At 70.7% G+C, this 16,150-nt stretch carries 18 protein-coding genes; 2 read left to right on the top strand and 16 right to left on the bottom strand.

What is annotated here, in order from left to right; all coding sequences use genetic code 11:
- The 9 genes from AC1DYX_RS16685 to mdcA all read right to left on the bottom strand — a co-directional run.
- Positions 1-263 (bottom strand): acyltransferase domain-containing protein (locus AC1DYX_RS16685; RefSeq protein ID WP_477260746.1); only part of this gene is annotated, 263 nt, incomplete at its 3' end.
- Positions 260-862 (bottom strand): malonate decarboxylase holo-ACP synthase, encoded by a 603-nt coding sequence (locus AC1DYX_RS16690; RefSeq protein WP_477260748.1) that lies wholly within the window; start codon positions 860-862, stop codon positions 260-262. The genes AC1DYX_RS16690 and AC1DYX_RS16685, both read right to left, overlap by 4 nt.
- 1 nt (position 863) lies before the next feature.
- Positions 864-1,628 (bottom strand): malonate transporter subunit MadM, encoded by a 765-nt coding sequence (madM, locus tag AC1DYX_RS16695; RefSeq protein WP_477260750.1) that lies wholly within the window; start codon positions 1,626-1,628, stop codon positions 864-866.
- Positions 1,629-1,638: 10 nt separating this feature from the next.
- Positions 1,639-2,046 (bottom strand): malonate transporter subunit MadL, encoded by a 408-nt coding sequence (gene madL / locus AC1DYX_RS16700; RefSeq protein WP_477260752.1) that lies wholly within the window; start codon positions 2,044-2,046, stop codon positions 1,639-1,641.
- 176 nt (positions 2,047-2,222) lie between these two features.
- Positions 2,223-3,050 (bottom strand): biotin-independent malonate decarboxylase subunit gamma, encoded by an 828-nt coding sequence (gene mdcE, locus AC1DYX_RS16705; protein ID WP_477260754.1) that lies wholly within the window; start codon positions 3,048-3,050, stop codon positions 2,223-2,225.
- Positions 3,047-3,895 (bottom strand): biotin-independent malonate decarboxylase subunit beta, encoded by an 849-nt coding sequence (locus AC1DYX_RS16710; protein ID WP_477260756.1) that lies wholly within the window; start codon positions 3,893-3,895, stop codon positions 3,047-3,049. The genes mdcE and AC1DYX_RS16710 overlap by 4 nt, the downstream gene beginning before the upstream one ends.
- Positions 3,892-4,203, bottom strand: a complete 312-nt coding sequence (locus AC1DYX_RS16715; protein ID WP_477260758.1) for a malonate decarboxylase subunit delta — start codon at positions 4,201-4,203, stop codon at positions 3,892-3,894. The genes AC1DYX_RS16710 and AC1DYX_RS16715 overlap by 4 nt, the downstream gene beginning before the upstream one ends.
- A gap of 6 nt (positions 4,204-4,209) precedes the next feature.
- Entirely contained in the window at positions 4,210-5,067 is an 858-nt protein-coding gene (locus AC1DYX_RS16720) for a triphosphoribosyl-dephospho-CoA synthase (RefSeq protein WP_477260759.1), read from the bottom strand.
- Entirely contained in the window at positions 5,067-6,728 is a 1,662-nt protein-coding gene (mdcA, locus tag AC1DYX_RS16725) for a malonate decarboxylase subunit alpha (RefSeq protein WP_477260761.1), read from the bottom strand. Before mdcA ends, AC1DYX_RS16720 begins: the two co-directional genes overlap by 1 nt.
- Before the next feature lie 127 nt (positions 6,729-6,855).
- Between mdcA and AC1DYX_RS16730 the strand changes: the two genes are divergently transcribed.
- Positions 6,856-7,773 (top strand): LysR family transcriptional regulator, encoded by a 918-nt coding sequence (locus AC1DYX_RS16730; RefSeq protein WP_477260763.1) that lies wholly within the window; start codon positions 6,856-6,858, stop codon positions 7,771-7,773.
- Here AC1DYX_RS16730 and AC1DYX_RS16735 read toward each other — a convergent pair.
- Entirely contained in the window at positions 7,770-8,774 is a 1,005-nt protein-coding gene (locus AC1DYX_RS16735) for an NAD-dependent epimerase/dehydratase family protein (RefSeq protein ID WP_477260765.1), read from the bottom strand. The two genes, AC1DYX_RS16730 and AC1DYX_RS16735, sit on opposite strands and share 4 nt — an antisense overlap.
- A 104-nt stretch (positions 8,775-8,878) precedes the next feature.
- On the opposite strand from AC1DYX_RS16735, the gene AC1DYX_RS16740 reads away from it, so the two are divergent.
- On the top strand, positions 8,879-9,790 hold the full coding sequence (locus AC1DYX_RS16740) for a LysR family transcriptional regulator (protein WP_477260767.1): 912 nt from the start codon (positions 8,879-8,881) through the stop codon (positions 9,788-9,790).
- Here the strand turns inward: AC1DYX_RS16740 and AC1DYX_RS16745 are convergent.
- The 6 genes from AC1DYX_RS16745 to AC1DYX_RS16770 all read right to left on the bottom strand — a co-directional run.
- Positions 9,778-12,732 (bottom strand): sensor histidine kinase, encoded by a 2,955-nt coding sequence (locus tag AC1DYX_RS16745; protein ID WP_477260769.1) that lies wholly within the window; start codon positions 12,730-12,732, stop codon positions 9,778-9,780. The two genes, AC1DYX_RS16740 and AC1DYX_RS16745, sit on opposite strands and share 13 nt — an antisense overlap.
- A 10-nt stretch (positions 12,733-12,742) precedes the next feature.
- A complete protein-coding gene (locus AC1DYX_RS16750) occupies positions 12,743-13,378 on the bottom strand; it encodes a response regulator (RefSeq protein ID WP_477260771.1) in 636 nt (211 codons plus the stop codon).
- A 57-nt stretch (positions 13,379-13,435) separates the two neighbouring features.
- A complete protein-coding gene (locus AC1DYX_RS16755) occupies positions 13,436-14,068 on the bottom strand; it encodes a response regulator (RefSeq protein WP_477260773.1) in 633 nt (210 codons plus the stop codon).
- Positions 14,061-14,810: a sensor histidine kinase gene (locus AC1DYX_RS16760; protein ID WP_477260775.1), complete on the bottom strand. Its 750-nt coding sequence runs from the start codon at positions 14,808-14,810 to the stop codon at positions 14,061-14,063. Before AC1DYX_RS16760 ends, AC1DYX_RS16755 begins: the two co-directional genes overlap by 8 nt.
- A 124-nt stretch (positions 14,811-14,934) precedes the next feature.
- A complete protein-coding gene (locus AC1DYX_RS16765) occupies positions 14,935-15,483 on the bottom strand; it encodes a Dps family protein (RefSeq protein WP_477260777.1) in 549 nt (182 codons plus the stop codon).
- Between the two features lie 82 nt (positions 15,484-15,565).
- A partial coding sequence (locus AC1DYX_RS16770) for a PEP-CTERM sorting domain-containing protein (protein WP_477260779.1) occupies positions 15,566-16,150 on the bottom strand: 585 nt, incomplete at its 5' end.

Here is a 16,150-nt window from a genome sequence, read left to right on the forward strand (position 1 = left end):
CCGATCGACAGGCCCGCGACCATGCCAGGGGCGGCGCCGTGGGCCGCGAGCACGCGCGCGAACGCGACGCCCGCGACGAGCAGCGATAACTGCACGGCGACGGTGGAACGCAGCGCTTCGGCATCGTCCAGCGCGAGCACGTCGCGTCCGAGCGCCGCCGTCGCTTCGTCCAGCGTGCGCGCCGCCTCCGCGTGCGCCGGCAGCGTGTGCAGCATGCCGGGCTTTTGCGCACCCTGGCCGGGAAAGGTGAACAGCACGGTCATGTCGCCTCCCATGGATCGGCGACGAGGCGCGGGCCGGTATCGGTCTTCAGCAGCACACCGTCGCCCCGCACGTATTCCGCCAGCGCGAAGCCGCCGGCGCCCGTGTCGACCTGCAGGTCGATGCGGCAGGGCTGGCCTTCCAGCAGCGCGGCCAGCCCCGCCAGCGTGGCGGGGGACGGGCGGCGGGTCAGGCGTACGAGCAAATCGAGGTCACTGGTCGCGCGCAGTACAGGCAGGCCGCAGGCAAGCCAGTAGCCCGCGCCCCCGGCCGGGCCCCAGTCCACGTCCAGCGCGTCCAGCCGGGGCGCCAGTGCGTGCAGCGCCGTGATGCAGGGGGGGGCGTCGTCGCCCGGCCGCGCCGGCAGGCGCTGCGCCAGCATGCGTGGCGAGACGATGTCCGCCACGTCGGCGAGAGCGACATGGCCCTTGCAGCGTTCGTTGCGGTGCAGGCCGCGGGCGCCGACGGCGGCGATGCCCGGCGCCGTGGATTCGCGCCGCACGACGAGCGGCGCCTGCGCATCCAGCCAGCCGGGGCGCGGGCCGGCGGACCGGAACGCGTCCGGGCCGCGCGGGAACAGCAGGTCGTGCGGCCGGACCATGTCAAGCCACCAGCGCGCGCGTCGCGAAGAACAGTAGCGACGGTCCGAGCAGGCAGCCGAGGCCCGTGTGGAACGTGGCGACGAGGGCGCCATAGGGCACGAGCCGGCGGTCCGTCGCCGCGAGGCCGGCCGAGACGCCGCTGACCGTGCCCGCGAGGCCGCCGAACACCATCGCCGACCGTGGCGTGGACAGGCGCAGGAAGCGCGCCGCCATCGGCGTGCCGACCATGACGAGGATCGCCTTCACGAGGCCGGTGGCGATCGACAGCGCCATGATCTCCGAGCTGGCGCCGATCGCCGCGCCCGTGACGGGGCCCACGATATAGGTGACGGCGCCGGCGCCGATGGTCGTCATGCTGACGGCGTCGCGGTAGCCGAATGCCCACGCCACGCCGGCGCCGACGACGAACGGCAGCACGGTGCCGAGGATCAGGGCAAGCGCGCCCACGAGGCCGGCTTTCTTCGCTTCCACGACCTGTACTTCGAACGCGGTGGCGACGATGGCGAAGTCACGCAGCATGGCGCCGCCCATCAGGCCGACGCCGGCGAACAACGAGACGTCCGCGAGGCCGTTCTTGCCGCCGGTCTGGACGCCGCCCCAGTAGGCGAGGCCGAGGCCGATCAGGATGGCGATGGCGGAGCCGTGCACCCGGCCCAGCGTGAGGCGGCGCGACATCTGCATCGACACGGCCATCACCAGGCCCACGAGGGCGAAGGCGAGCACGAGGCCGTTGTGTTTGACGGTCTTTTCCAGGAGTTCGAGCATGATGGCCTCCTCAGGCGCGTTGCGTGGCGGCGCGTTCGGCGGCATCCGGCTCGGTGCCGGGTACCGGGCGTTCGCCGCGGTTGATCAGGGAAATGCAGCCGGCGCACGCGAGCACGGCGCCGAGGGCGGCGAGCAGGGCGACGGGGCCGCCGCGCAGGGCCGCCACGACGTTCTGCTGCGCGGCCATCGCGACGACGACCGGGATGTACATCGCGCCCCAGAAGCCGACGCCCATCTCGGTMTGCTGCGGCATCAGGCCGCGTTTGTGCAACCACAGGCGGGCGCAGATCAGCAGGATCATGGCGATGCCCACTCCGCCGACGTTGGTCTTGGCACCCAGCAGCGTCCCGAGCAGGTCGCCCAGGAAGATGCCGAGCAGGTGGCATATCGCCAGCAATGCGGTTCCGTAGATAATCATGTCTGTCTCCTCTTTGTCCTAGAAAAAGTGGCCGGCCGTGTGGTTTTCTTGTTGCGGCCGGAGTACCGCGATGTCCCGGTAGGGTGCGCACCCCTGCGCCCACGCGAACGTCAACGTGGCGCGAACGTCACGCGTGGGCACGTTTCATTTGGGGCCCCAGGCCCCAAATGCCCACCCTACGAGGCGTCCTCCCATTCTGCTGCAAGCAGTGCGCGCACCTTGCGCGAGGCGCCGCGGTGTTCACCGCGCAGGCGGCGTAACAGCCCGCGCCGCGGGTCGTCGAGGATATCGGCCAGCGCCGCCTCCAGCGCGCCGTGGACGAGGGCGATGTCCTGCTCGTCCGGCAGCGCGAGATTCGTCAGCGGCAGCACCTGGTCCAGGATGCCGAGCGAGGCGTAGCTCCCGATGTCGTAGGCCATCGGCGGCACGCTGGCGGCCAGCTTCTCCAATGCTTCCACCGAGCGCAGGGTGACGCGCGCCGCGGAGGCCTTGCCCATCGCGTGCACGGCGACCGCCGGATCGTCCAGCGCAATGAGGCGGTCGGCCTGGTAGCCGTGCGCGAGGAMCGCGCCGGACATCGCGAGGCCGACGATCAGGCCGATCACGGGGTGACCGGCCTGGCGCGCGTCGGCATACGCGGCCACGGCGGCGGCCAGCGCCTGGTGGATCCCGTACGCTTCCTCGCGCCGGCCGTACGCCTGGCTGGGGACGTCGATGACGGCGACGATAGTCCGCTTGTCGTTGGAGTCGCTGTCCAGCGCGATGACCTCGCGCACGGCGCTGGCCAGGCGCCAGCCTTCGACGAGGCCCACTTCGCCGTTGCGGGCGCGCGGGAATGCGTTGTCCGGGTCGGGCACGACGGCGATGTAGCGCGCGGGCCGGCCGGCCAGGATGGCGTCGCATGCGTGCACCGTCGTCCAGTCGTGCGCGGGTTGGGCGCCGCCGGTGAGCAGGCGCAGCCACATGGCGCCGCGCGAGGCGTGATTCGTGTTCGCTGCCATCATTCCAGTCCTTTCGAGTAGAGGTCGCGCACGTCCTGGGCCGTCGCCTGGCGCGTCGTGTCGACGCGTTCCAGGCAGGCGAGGAAGTCGGCGGCGCGGTCGCTGCGGTGCACGGCCGGCAGGCCGCGCGCGAACAGGTCGACGAGGGTCGCGCGCACGGCGGCCGTGTCGTCGTCCACGCAGGCATCGGCCAGGCGGGCCGCGATGCGCTGCTCGCCGCCGGTCAGTTCCCAGATCAGCGTGCGCTGGCGGGAGTCGAATTCGGCGACGCCCGCTTCCTGCTCGATGACCTGTGGACCGTTCAGGCCGAGGCGGGCTTCACGCGTCATCACGAAGTACGAGCACAGCCCGGCCGCGATCGACATGCCGCCATAGCAGCCCACGGTGCCCGCGCTGACGCCGATCACGGGAACGTGGCGGCGCAGGGCGACGATGGCGGACTGGATCTCGGCGATGCCGGCCAGGCCCAGGTTCGCCTCCTGCAGGCGCACCCCGCCCGTCTCGAACACGATCACGGCCTGCGTCGGGATGCCCCGCTCGTTGTCGCGCAGCGCCAGTTCCAGCGCGCCGGCGATCTTGGCGGCGCCGATTTCTCCCATGCTGCCGCCCTGAAAAGCCCCTTCGATCGCGAGGACGACCGCCGGCCGCCCGTCCAGCCGGCCCTTGGCCACGACGACGCCATCGTCGGCCTGCGTGACGAGGTGCTGCATGGCGAGCCAGGGCGAATGCAGGCGCTCGAACGGGCCCGCAAGTTCGCGCATCGTACCCGCATCGAGCAGCGCCTGCGCGCGGCTGCGGGCGCCGCGTTCGATGAAGCTGTCGCGCTCGAGGAGTTGGTCGACGTTCATGGCTTGCCTCCGTTGTTCGCCGCCTGTTCGTACGCCTGCTCGATGCGCATGCGCACGACGCCGGGCGTGGCGCCGTTGTCGTTGATCTCGATGCGCGCCGCCGGCAGGTCGCCTGCGCCGAACACCCGTTCCAGCAATGCCTTCCAGGTGGCGCCGTAGCCGTCGACGGACGTCTGCACGGACACCGACGTGCGGCCGGCGACGGCGGGCTCCAGCAGCACTTCCAGGTCGCCGGAGCTGACGACGCCGCAGACGGTGCGTCCCGGCGCCGGCTGCCCGGCCGCGAATTCGTAATCCAGTCTTTCCATGATGTTTCAGTCTCCTCGTTGGATCCGGTCCAGCAGCAGCGCGGCGGCCAGCAGGTCGGCGGCGCCGCCGGGCGATACGTGCAGCCTGCGCATGCCGCGTTCAAGCAGCTCGAATGCGCGCCGGCCGTTGCTGGTGGCGATGCCGCCGACGGCCAGCACGCGGCGCGCGCCATGCTGCACGGCGGCCAGCGCCTTGCGGCCGCCGCGCGCCAGCAGGCAGGTGTCGTCCAGCGTGGCCATCACGGCGAGCAGGGCATTCACGCGGGCGTGGTGTTCGGCGTCGCCGCGCGCACGCGCCAGCGCCAGCATCGGCAGCGCGTGGTCGACCACGTGCGGGAAGCCGGCGCGGGCCTGGCCGCGCGCACCGCCGACGCCGTGCTCGATGCACGCCTGTTCTCCCTTGTGGCCCGTGCGCAGCGGTGCGCCTGGGTCGGTAATGCCGGCCAGGCGGCCGGCGTGCGCGGCGATGGCGCGGGCGTCGGTGCGTGCCGACGCGGCGGCCGCCGTCACGAGCAGCCCGAGCGCCCAGATCGCGCCGCGGTGCGTGTTGACGCCACCGCTGGCCGCCATCATCGCGGTCTCGGCGTCGCGGCCGATGGCGCCGATGCGGCGGCGCAGCAGCGGCGCGTGGTCCGGATGGTCCAGCCCGGCCTGTGCCATCTGCCGGAAACCCGGCCGCAGCGCACAGGCCGAGGCGCACATCAGCGGCCACGAAAGGTCGCGGTGGGCGCCGCTGCCGCGCAGGTCGACGAGGCCCGGCTTCGGCGTCAGCATCGCCTCGTCGACGAGAGCGGCGACGGCATGGTCGGCCAGCCGGCTCGCGACGTCGGCTGCGGGGACGAGGATGGGATCGCGCGCCATCATCACCAGCTCCTGAATTTGGCCGGGGGTTCGTACAGGCCGCCGGACCAGTCGACCAGCTCGGYGATGCTCTTCGCGGCCAGCAGCGAGCGGGTGGCGTCGGCGCGGCGCACGCCCATGTCTTCCGGCAGCGCGATCAGGCCTTCGGACCGCATCCGGGCCGTCTGCTTCGGGTCGTGGGTGAGGCCGATGGGCGTCACGCCCGCGACGGCGGCCAGCATCGCTTTTCTCTCTTCCAGCGAGCGCGCCTTGTACAGGTAGGCGATGCCTTCTTCCGTCAGGACGTGGGTGACGTCGTCGCCATAGATCATCACGGGGGCCAGCGGCATCCCGGACGTCTTGCCGACTTCCACGGCGTCGAGCGATTCGACGATCGTGGGCTGGCTGCCGTCCTGGAACGTCTCGACCATCTGCACGACCAGCTTCTTGCCGCGTGCCAGCGGATCGTCCGTCTCGACGAGATCGAGCCAGGCCGGCGTCGCATGGCGCCGGCCGTGCGGATCGTGGCCCATGTTCGGTGCGCCGCCGAAACCGGTGAGGCGCCCGTGGGTCACCGTCGACGAATTCCCCAGGCCATCCATCTGCAGGGTGGAGCCGATGAACAGGTCGACGGCGTACTGGCCCGCCAGCTGGCAGAACGCGCGGTTGGAGCGCATCGAGCCGTCGCGGCCGATGAAGAACACGTCCGGCCGCGCCGCCGTGTATTTTTCCATGCCCAGCTCCGCGCCGAAGCAGTGCACGCTCTCGACCCAGCCCGATTCGATGGCGGGGATCAGCGTGGGGTGCGGGTTCAGCGTCCAGTTGCGGCAGATCTTGCCTTTCAGGCCGAGCTGCGCGCCATAGGTCGGCAGCAGCAGTTCGATGGCCGCCGTGTTGAAGCCGATGCCGTGGTTCAGCGACTGCACATTGTGGCGTTCGTACACGCCGCGGATCGCCATCATCGCCATCAGGATGTGCACGGGTTTGATCAGGCGCGGGTCGCGGGTGAACAGCGGCTCGATGTAGAACGGCTTGTCGGAGCGGACCACGTAGTCGACCCATGCGCCGGGAATGTCCACGCGCGGCAGGTCCTTCGGGTCGTCGACGATCTCGTTGACCTGGGCGATCACGATCCCGTCGCGGAACGCCGCCGCCTCGACGAGCGCTGGCGTGTCCTCGGTGCTGGGGCCCGTGTACAGGTTGCCCTGGCGGTCGGCCTTGTAGCCCGCGACCATCACGACGTTCGGCGCCAGGTCGACGTACAGCCGCGCATACAGCTCGATATAGGTGTGCAGGGCGCCGACTTGCAGCGTGCCTTCCTGCAGGAATTGCGAGATGCGCAGGCTTTGCGCGCCGGCATAGGCGAAATCCAGCTTGCTCGCGATGCCGCGCTCGAACAGGTCGAGGTGCTCGGGCAGGCTCACGCTGGGCATGATCATGTGCAGCTGCCGGACGCGGTCCGGGTCGACCTGGACGAGGGCGCGGGCGAGGAAGTCCGCCTGCTTCTGGTTGTTCCCCTCGAGGACGACGCGGTCGCCGGTCGCGAGCAGCAGTTGCAGCGCGTCGACGATGCGCTCGCTGTCCAGGACGGGGCCGTCGGCCAGGTGGCTCACTGCCGCCATCCGGCGCGCTTTTTCGCGGCGCCGCGTATCCCACTGGCGCGGGGCGGGCGTGGTGCTTTCCATGTTGTCTCCTTTGTATGGAACGTCAGCACCAGATTAGGCGGCACCCGGCATCCGTTCAATCAACGCGATGCGCGAATGTTTACTCTCAAGTTAATGATTGCGGTATGCTCGAAGAGGGAGCCGCGCAATGATCGATGAAGAGATTACCTTAAAGAAATTGGAAGTGTTCCTGGCGTTCATGCGCCTGCACAGCCTGGCGCGCGTGTCGGAAGAGCTGGGCATGAGCACCGTGAGCGTCCACCGCGCGCTGCATTCGCTGGAAGAGGGCTTGCGCTGCCCGCTGTTCCGGCGCGAGGGCCGCAACCTGGCGCCGCTGCCGGCGGCCTACGCATTCGCCAGGCACGCCCAGCGCGCCGTCAACGAGACGGAGGAGGGCGTGCGCAAGGTGCGCGAAATGGCGGGGTTCGCCGGCGCGCGCCTGAAGATCGGGTCGCTGTATTCACTCACCTTGCGCTGCATCCCGCAACTGCTCATGGGCCTCAAGCTGCGCCGGCCGGAGCTGCAGATCGACCTCACCCTGGGCTCGAATCAGGAATTGCTGCGCGGCCTGGACGAGGGCCGGCTGGACGCCATCGTCATCGGCCTGCAGGCGCCCATCGACGACGCACAACTGCTGGCCGTGCCGCTGTTCGAGGACGAGATCCGCCTGGCGGCGCCGCTCGGCTCGCCGTACGCGGACCGGGGCCACGTGGACCTGCGCGACCTGCACGGCGAAAAATTCATCACGCTGGGCGGCGGCTTCGTTACGTCCGACAGCTTCGACCACGCGTTCCGCCAGGCGGGCTACACGCCGGAAACGATCATGCGCGTGGGCGACATCTTCTCGCTGATCAACCTGGTGAGCGGCGGCATGGGCTACAGCCTGCTGCCCGGCCGCGTGGCCGAGTTCAGCACGCGCATCCAGCTGATTCCCCTCGATGCGCCGTATGCGTCGCACCAGACCATCAGCCTCCTGCTGTCCAAGAGCCGCGAGCGCGATCCGAACCTGCTGGCGTTGGCGGCCGAATGCCGCATGTACGGCAAGGGCCGGCCGCTGGGCGGTTAGCCGGCCGCGCGGATGCGGGCGGCGGCTGCGGGGACGGATGCGGCGGCCGGCAGGCAGCCCAGGCCTTCCAGCGTGCGCTCGACGGCATCGTCCAGCGGCGTGTGCGGTTCCGCGCCGAGGAAAGCGGCGAGGCGGGCGTTGTCCATGCGTACGCTCTCGCGCCACAGGTAGCGCATTTCCCACAACTCGCGCAGCGTTTCATTGAACGGCGTCGCCAGCCTCACGAGCCACCACGGAAAAGCGGCGACTTTGGCCGATCCGCCGCGGCGCGCGACGACGCGGCGGATCGCGGCGCACATCGCGCTGCCGTCCGTGTCCCAATGTCCGGCCATGTGGAAGCGCGCAAAGTGCGGCAACTCTGCGCGCCGCTCGATCAGCGCGGCCATCGTCGCGGCCACGTCGGGCAGGTACGCCCACTGGTGGCCGACGCCGGGCAGGTTCGGATTGGCGATGCGGCGTACCGGCCGGCCCGGCTTGATCATGCCCTGCGCGAACCAGCTGTTGCCGAGGTGGGGACCGAAGAAGTCGCCCGCGCGCACGATGAGCACGCGTCCACCCCGCGCCGCGTGCTCCTGCAGCATGGATTCCATGCGCACCCGCATTGCGCCCTTGCGCGTGGCGGGATGCTGGGGCGCGTCTTCGGCGATCAGCGGGAAGGCGTCGGGACCGTAGTTGTAGACGGTGCCGGGCAGGACGATCAGCGCATCGTTGGCGGAGGCCGCGGCGAGCGTGTTGTCCAGCATGCGCGGCACCAGAGTGTCCCAGTCGTGGTAGCCCGGCGGGTTCACGGCGTGGACGATCACGCTGCAGCCCTGGGCCGCGCGCAGCACGTCGGGACCGTGCAGTGCGTCGCCTGCGAGCCAGGCGATGCCGTCGGCGTCCACCATCTCGCGCGCCAGGCCGCGCTTCAGCCCCCGTACCTGCCAGCCCGTGCGCACCAGCCGGCGTGCCACCTCGCCACCGATGCCGCCGCTCGCGCCCAATACCAGTGCCGTCGCCATGTCGTTCTCCCTGTCGGTTATTGAAAGTGTTGACAGCGTAACGGTCTGTCTGGTGCAATGGAATTGCATATCACTTACCATTAGCTATACATTTTTGTAGAACCATGGCGTCCAACATCGAATGGGAGTTGTACCGCGCCTTCCTCGGCGTGCTGCGCGAAGGCTCGCAGTCCGGCGCGGCGCGCGCGCTCGGCGTGGCGCAGCCCACGGTCGGGCGGCACGTGGCGGCGCTGGAGGCGGCGCTCGGGATCGTGCTGTTCACGCGCTCGCAGACGGGCCTGCTGCCGACCGGGGCCGCACTGGCGCTGCGCGCGGATGCCGAGGCGATGGAGAGCACGGCCGCCGCGTTGGAACGGAAGGCGTCGGGGTTCCGCGACGGGATGGATGCCGTCCGGGGCACGGTGCGGATCAGCGTCAGCGAGGTCGTCGGCATCGAAGTGATGCCGGCCATCGTGGCCGACCTGGCGCGGCGCCATCCGGCGCTGGAGGTGGAACTCGTGCTGTCGGACCGCGTGCACGACCTGTTGCAGCGCGAGGCCGACGTCGCCGTGCGCATGACGGCGCCGCGCCAGGAACAGCTGGTGGCACGCCGTGTCGGGTCCGTCGAATTGGGCATGCACGCCAGTGCGGACTACATCGCCCGCTGCGGAATGCCCGCCACCGTGGCCGACCTGGCGGCGCATACGGTGATCGGCCACGACCGCGAGACGCCGTTCCTGCGCGCGGCCGCGAAATCGTTGCCGGGCCTGTCGCTCGACCAGTTCACCGTGCGCACGGACAGCAACACGGCCCAGCTGGCGCTGATGCGGGCCGGCGTCGGGCTGGGCGTCTGCCAGGTGCAGCTAGCCGCGCGCGCACCGGCCCTTGTGCGTGTGCTGGCGGACGCGTTGGCCCTTCGGCTCGACATGTGGGTCACGATGCACGAGGACCTGCGCGCCAGTCCGCGTTGCCGCGTCGCGTTCGATGCGCTCGTGGCCGGGTTGGAGGTGTATGTCGGCGAGGGTCAGCCAGCGTAGGCGCGCGCGCCGGGCACCGTCAGCGTGACGGCCGTTCCGAGACGCGGACCGCTGCAGATCTCGAGCCGCGCACCGATCCGCGCGGCGCGTTCGCGCATGCCGACGAGGCCCCAGTGGCCGCTGCGCGCGCCGTCGCGCCGCACCGGCTCGGGCAGGCCGCGGCCATCGTCGGCCACGCACAGGACGAGTGCACGGCGGCCGTATTCCAGTGTCACGCCAAGGCGCGCCGCGTGGGCATGGGCGAATGCGTTGCGCAGGGCTTCGCGCGCGATTTCCGCGATCTCGTCGGCGACCGGTGCGAGCAGGGCGCGGCGCTCGCCGGTCACGTGCAGGTCGACGGCGAGCGCGCCGCGCGCGATCTTCAGCTTCGCGATCGTGTCCGCCAGGACGTCTTCCAGCACGTGGGCGTCGCCGGCGCGCAGATCCTGCAACTGGTCGCGGCCTTCGCCGATGGCCAGGCTGGCGTCGTCCAGCACGTGTTCCAGCTGCCTGCGTGCGCCATCGTCCGTCGGCAGGGTGGCGGCGACGGCGTCCACGCGCAGCACGAGGCCCTGCACGGTCTGCAGGAACGTGTCGTGCAGGGTACGCGCGATGCGTTCGCGCTCGGCCGTCCTGACCTGCAGCCGCTCCGTCAGGCGGCGCGTCACGTAGCGCATGCGGTAGCGGTAAAGAAGCACGCCGAGCAGGACGAGCGCGCCGGCGCAGGCGAGCCGGAACCACGTGGTCTGCACGAGCGTCGGCGCCACGCGCAGCGGCAGCGTGGCGACGACATCGCCCGCTACGCCGTCCTCGTTCACGGCGCGCACGCGGAACACGTAATCGCCCGGGCCGACGTTCGTGTACGTGGTCGCACGGCGGGTGCCGCCATCGAGCCACGCGCCGTCGACGCCGTCGAGCCGGTATTCGAAGCGCACGCGCTCCGGCATGCGCAGCGCCGGCGCCGTGTACTGGATGCGGAAATGGTCGGCGCCCGCCGGCAGTTCGATCTTCCCGCGCGCCGGCCAGGTGCGGTTGCCCGCCTCGACGCCGAGGACGATGGCCTGTGGCGGCACGCGGTTGCGGCGCAACTGCGCCAGGTCGAGGCGCGCGACCCCACCGGAGGCCGTCAGCCACACATTGCGGCCGTCGGCGCTGACCATGCCGGGCCAGCGGTTCTCGAAGGCCGCGCGGCCGGGATAGCCGTCCAGCGCATCGAACAATTCGTAGCGCAGCGGCAGGTCCGGATTTCGCATGGCCTGGCGCCAGTCGGCGGCGCGTACGTGGACGAGGCCCGCAAAGCCGTTCAGCCAGCGGTCGCCGTCCGGCGTGACGACCATGCCGGACAGGTTGCGCAGGACGCCCGGGTCGCGGGTGCGCAGCGGGCGCAGCACGCCCTCGCGCAGCACGGCGCCGCCGCCAGCGCCGCTGACGAACAGCGGGTCGCCGGGGAACATATTGCTGGCCATGCCGATGGGGTCGAGGGAGTAGGTCGTAAGTTGGTCGTCGAGGTGGTGGACCAGCTTGCCGTCGCCCGTGGCGAACCAGTTGCCGGCGCGGCCGGACGTCGCCGACTGGTAGATCTTCGGCGGCAGGTTGAATGCCGCGCGCGGCAGCCAGCGGCCATCGCGCCAACCGATCAGTGCGGTCTCGGGCGATGCCGTCCACAGGACCTTGCCGTCGTCCAGGAAGCCTATCAGGTGATGGTCGCGCGGTTTGCCGTCCGGGCCGGGCGGCAGCGGAATCTCCAGGGTGCTGGCGCCGCGGCGGCGCCAGACGCTGCGCTTGCCGCCGAGGAGCACGGTGCCATCCTGGCCGTTCCTGATCACGCTGATCCAGGGCCCCGGTACGACGGCCGGTGCCGCGTCGGGCGCGAGGCGCCACAGGGTGCCGGTCTGGATGTCGGCCGCCAGCACGCTGTCTCCGTCGGTGGCCAGGCTGTAGCGGGCACCGTTGCCGGGCAGGCCGGTCGTGAGGAAGCGGTTGCGGCGGAAGCGGTCCAGCCCGTTTTCCGTCGCCACCCAGATGTCGCCCTCGCGGTCTTCCAGCACGGCGACGGCGTCCTGGCCCGACACCTGCGACGGTGCCGTTACGCGTTCCGTGATCGCCGGGCGCACCGGCCAGCGGGTTTCCGTGCGCTGCGCCGCGTTCGGCACGCGGCACACGGTTCGCGGACATTTCGGCAGCCAGAGCGCGCCGTCCGCGCCGAACTGCCCGCCCGCGCGCGATTCCGCTGCGGAAAACGTGGCCGGGCGCCCGGCGCCGGTGACATCCACGAGGCGCATGGTACGGTCCGCCGCCATCTGCCACAGGCGTCCGTCCGGGGCCAGCAGCGGCAAGCCGGGTGTGGCCGTCACCTGGACGAAGCGGCCTGCGGACCGGTCCAGGCGCCAGGCACCGCTGTCGTTGAACGCCCACAAGCGGCCCGCGCCGTCGGCGACGAGGCTCTGGATACTCGCGCTGACCCATCCTGGTCCGGTGGGCACGACCTGCCAGCGGCCGCCGACGAGATGCATCACGCGCGTGTTGAGGCTCCACAGGCTGCCGTCCGCATCCACCGCCAGCGCGCCCGCGTTGTCGACCGGCGATGGTTGCGGCGGCAAGTCTTCGAACCGGCCGTCCGGATGCAGCACGGAGATGCCTTCCGCGAAGTAGGCGATGACCAGGTCGCCGTTCGGCGCGGCCCGTAAGGCGTAGATCAGGTCGCGCGTGCGCACGCGCACCGGCGGCAGCGGATAGCGCTCGAAGCGCAGTCCGTCGAAGCGGTACAGTCCGTCGATGGTGCCGAGCCACAGCCAGCCGTCGCGGGTCTGCGCCATCGTCTGGATGCCGGGCGGCGCGCCGTCGGACGCCGTCCATTGGGTGTGGTGATAGTCGGCGAAGCCTCCGGTCGCGGCGGTGGCGGCCGGTGCGCCGATGGGCAGCGCGGCGGCGAGCATGGCCGCGAGACGATGGCGGAGCCTCATGGCGGCGCGGTCAGAGATCGATGAAGCCGCGTTGGACGGCCAGCGTGACGGCGTGCGCCCGGTCGTTGGCGCCCAGCTTCACGAGGATCGCGCTCATGTGCGTCTTGACCGTCGTCTCGCCGATGCCCAGCTGTTCGCCGGTCGCCCGGTTCGAATGGCCGACGGCGGCGAGGCGCAGGACGTCGAGTTCGCGCGGCGACAACGCGTCGCCGGCATAGTGGATCGCCACCTCGCGCCGCAGCGCCTGGGGCAGGACGTGCGAGCCGGCGTGCACCTCGCGCACCGTGGCCGCCAACTGGCGGCCCGGTACGTTCTTCAGCAGGTAGGCCGACGCGCCGGCCTTGAGGGCGGCCGCGATGCGGGCATCGCCGTCATAGGTCGTGAGCACGACGAGCCGCGCGCCCGGATGCAGGCTGCGGATGGCGCGGATCGCTTCCAGGCCGTCCTTGCCGGGCATCTGCAGGTCGATGAGCGCCACGTCCGGACGCAGCCGGGTGAACAGGTGGATCGCTTCGTCGCCGTCGCTGGCCTGGGCGACGACCTCGATGCCGCCGTGCGCGGTGAGCGATGCGGCGATGCCTTCTCGCATCATCGGATGGTCGTCCGCGATCAGAACGCGCAGCGGCAGGGTGGTGGCAGGGTTCATGCGGGGAGGGTGAGCATGGTAACGATGCCGATTGTAAAACATTTATGATAGCGTTTGTCAATATGGCTGGATCAGTCCCCTGCGGGCCGCCACGCAGGCCGCCTCCGTCCGGCACGACACATCCAGTTTCGACAGGATGTTGTTGACGTGGTATTTGACTGTCCCGACGCCGATGTTCTCCGTGCGCGCAATCATCTTGTTGCTCAGGCCGGCCGCGAGGTGGGCGAGGATTTCCAGCTCGCGCCGCGACAGGCGGTTGGCATCCACGCGCGTCGCCAGCTTCTCGGCCAGGCCCGGTGCGAGGTAGCGGCGGTTGGCGGCGACCTGGCGCACGCAGTGCAGCACCTCGTCGAGGCCGGACTGCTTGAGGAGATAAGCGCTTGCGCCCGCCAGCAGGCCGCGGTGCACGTCCTCGTCGCCGTCGTACGTGGTGATGATGACGATGCGGGCGTCGGGGACGAGCGCGCGGACCTTGCGGATCGCCTCGATCCCGCCGCCCCCCGGCATGTTCAGGTCGACGAGCATGACGTCCGGCCGCAGGCGCAGGTACAGATCGACGGCTTCCACGGCATCGCCCGCTTCGCCCACGAGCGCGAGCGCCGGCTCGGCGCGAATCAGCGCCGCGAGTCCGGCCCGGATCAGAGGATGGTCGTCGGCGACCAGCAGCCTGATGGGATGCGCGTCATCCATGGTGCGCCTCGTCGCCGCGCGGCAGCGCGAAGCCGGCCGTGCAGCCGTGGCCGGGATTGGCGGCCAGCCAGAGACGGCCGCCGTGTGCGTCGACGATGGTGCGGCAGATCGCCAGGCCCAGTCCGAGTCCATGCGCCTTCGTCGTCACGAGCGGATCGAATACGCGGTCCGCCGCGGCTGCATCGAGGCCGCCGCCGTTGTCGTGCACGGTGACGACGACCGTGCCGTCCGCGCCCGGCCGGGCGCGCAAGGTGAGCCGGCGCGGCCGGCCGTCCACGGCGCGCAGCGCGTCGATGGCATTGCCGACGAGGTTGCGCAGTACYTGGCGCAGCTGCACCGGATGCGCCCGCACCGTGCGCGCGGCGGGGGCGATCGCCACGCGGCAGGCGACGGCGTTGCCTTGCAGGTCGGCGGCGTAGCCGGCCAGGACATCGTCGACGGCGTCGTCGAGTGCGCATGGGACGGGGGCAGGCGTGCGCGGCCCGGCCAGCGCGCGCACGCCGTGCACGATGGCGCTGGCCTGGCGCGATGCCGTGAGCACGGCGCACAGCGCGGCCCGGGCTTCCGCGGGCGCCTGCGCGCGTTCGATGCAGAGCAGCGCGGCCTGGGCGTGCAGCGTGATGGCGGCCAGCGGCTGGTCGACTTCGTGCGCGATCGACGCGGCCAGCTGGCCGATCGTGGCCAGGCGCGCCTGCCGCTCGGGGTCCAGGCAGGCCGCCAGTGGAGGCGGGTGGGTGGTCATGGGCTGCTCCTCGTCCGGTGGTCGGCGGCGCGGACGGAAATGTCGCGCCGCCGGGTGCATTGTCGGGACGAAGGCGGGCCGGGTCCAGCTATACGAACGGATATGCGTGCCCGTCAGGCGGCAGTCAGCCCTGTTCCGTGCGCTGCGCCAGGTGCTGGACGACGAACCAGCTTTGCAGTTCGTTGGCGCGCACCACCTGGCTGACGATCAGGTCGTTGCTGCCGTCGTCGCCGGCTTCCGCGGCCGCGCGCGCCAGCGGACGGGCGTCGAGCAGGATCGTCTCGTGCGCGGCGGCCAGCCGCTCCAGCTGCGCGTGCGCCGACTCGCGGCCGCGCGGCGCGCGTGCGATCGACGATTCGTCCGCCACGTCGCCGGGCAGCGCGAACGTGACGCCGCCCAGCGTCTGGATGCGTTCGGCGAGGGCATCCATGATCGTGACCTGCTCGTCGTAGTGCTTGTCGAACAGCAGATGGAGTTCGTAGAACGTGGCGCCGGACGTCTGCCAGTGCGCTTTCTTGTAGGCGTCGCGCAGCGCCATCGTGTGCGCCAGCAGGCGGTTCAGGGCGCGCACGCTCTGTGCGCGGATCTGTTCGTGCAGACCGATACGTACGGGCGCGAGCGCGCCGAATGCCTGTACGACGCCGGATTCGTCGGGGGTGGTGTGTTTGTCCATGGTGACCTCGCGATGGGATGACATGGCGAGTCTAGCGGCAGGGCGCCGCGCGGACACTGGTCCTAAGGCCAGGAGGGAGAAGTCAGACGGCGGCGCCGGGCGGCAGCGCGCGGCCGCCGCGGCGGCGGCGGGCCACGCCGAGCGCGCCCAGACCCAGCACGAGCAGCGCGGCCGTGCCAGGCAGCGGGACGTGCACGTTCATTGCCAGGCCTTCGATGATATCGTTCTGGCAGGTCTCGCCCCAGTGCATCGCGAACGAGCTGTAATCCAACAGTTCGGAGCCGCTCAGGTTGATCGTGAACGAGAGGCTTTTTGCGACGGAGTTGACGGTCCACACACCGGCCAGGCCGGTGTCCTTGACGGTGGCCGACTTGGTGTTCACCGCCGTTTCCTCGTTCTCGCGGTAGCATGATGTGCCGCAACTGATGTAGCTGTTCGAGTTGATGATGTTCGACGCATTGGTCGCGCCGTTCAGTGCATACAGCTTGAACGTGCCGCCCGTATTGCTCCAGCGGTTGTCGAGCGCGAGGCCGTAGTCCCAGACGGTCCCCTTGGTCGCGTTGTCCGTCGCGTAGTGGTCGGCGCTCGAGCCGGCAGCGTTCCACGTGTCGGACAGGAACACGTCGCCGTAGCCGATGCCCTTGTTCGTCTTGTTCGCGAGCGGATC

Source organism: Massilia sp. P2_C2, assembly GCF_056404615.1.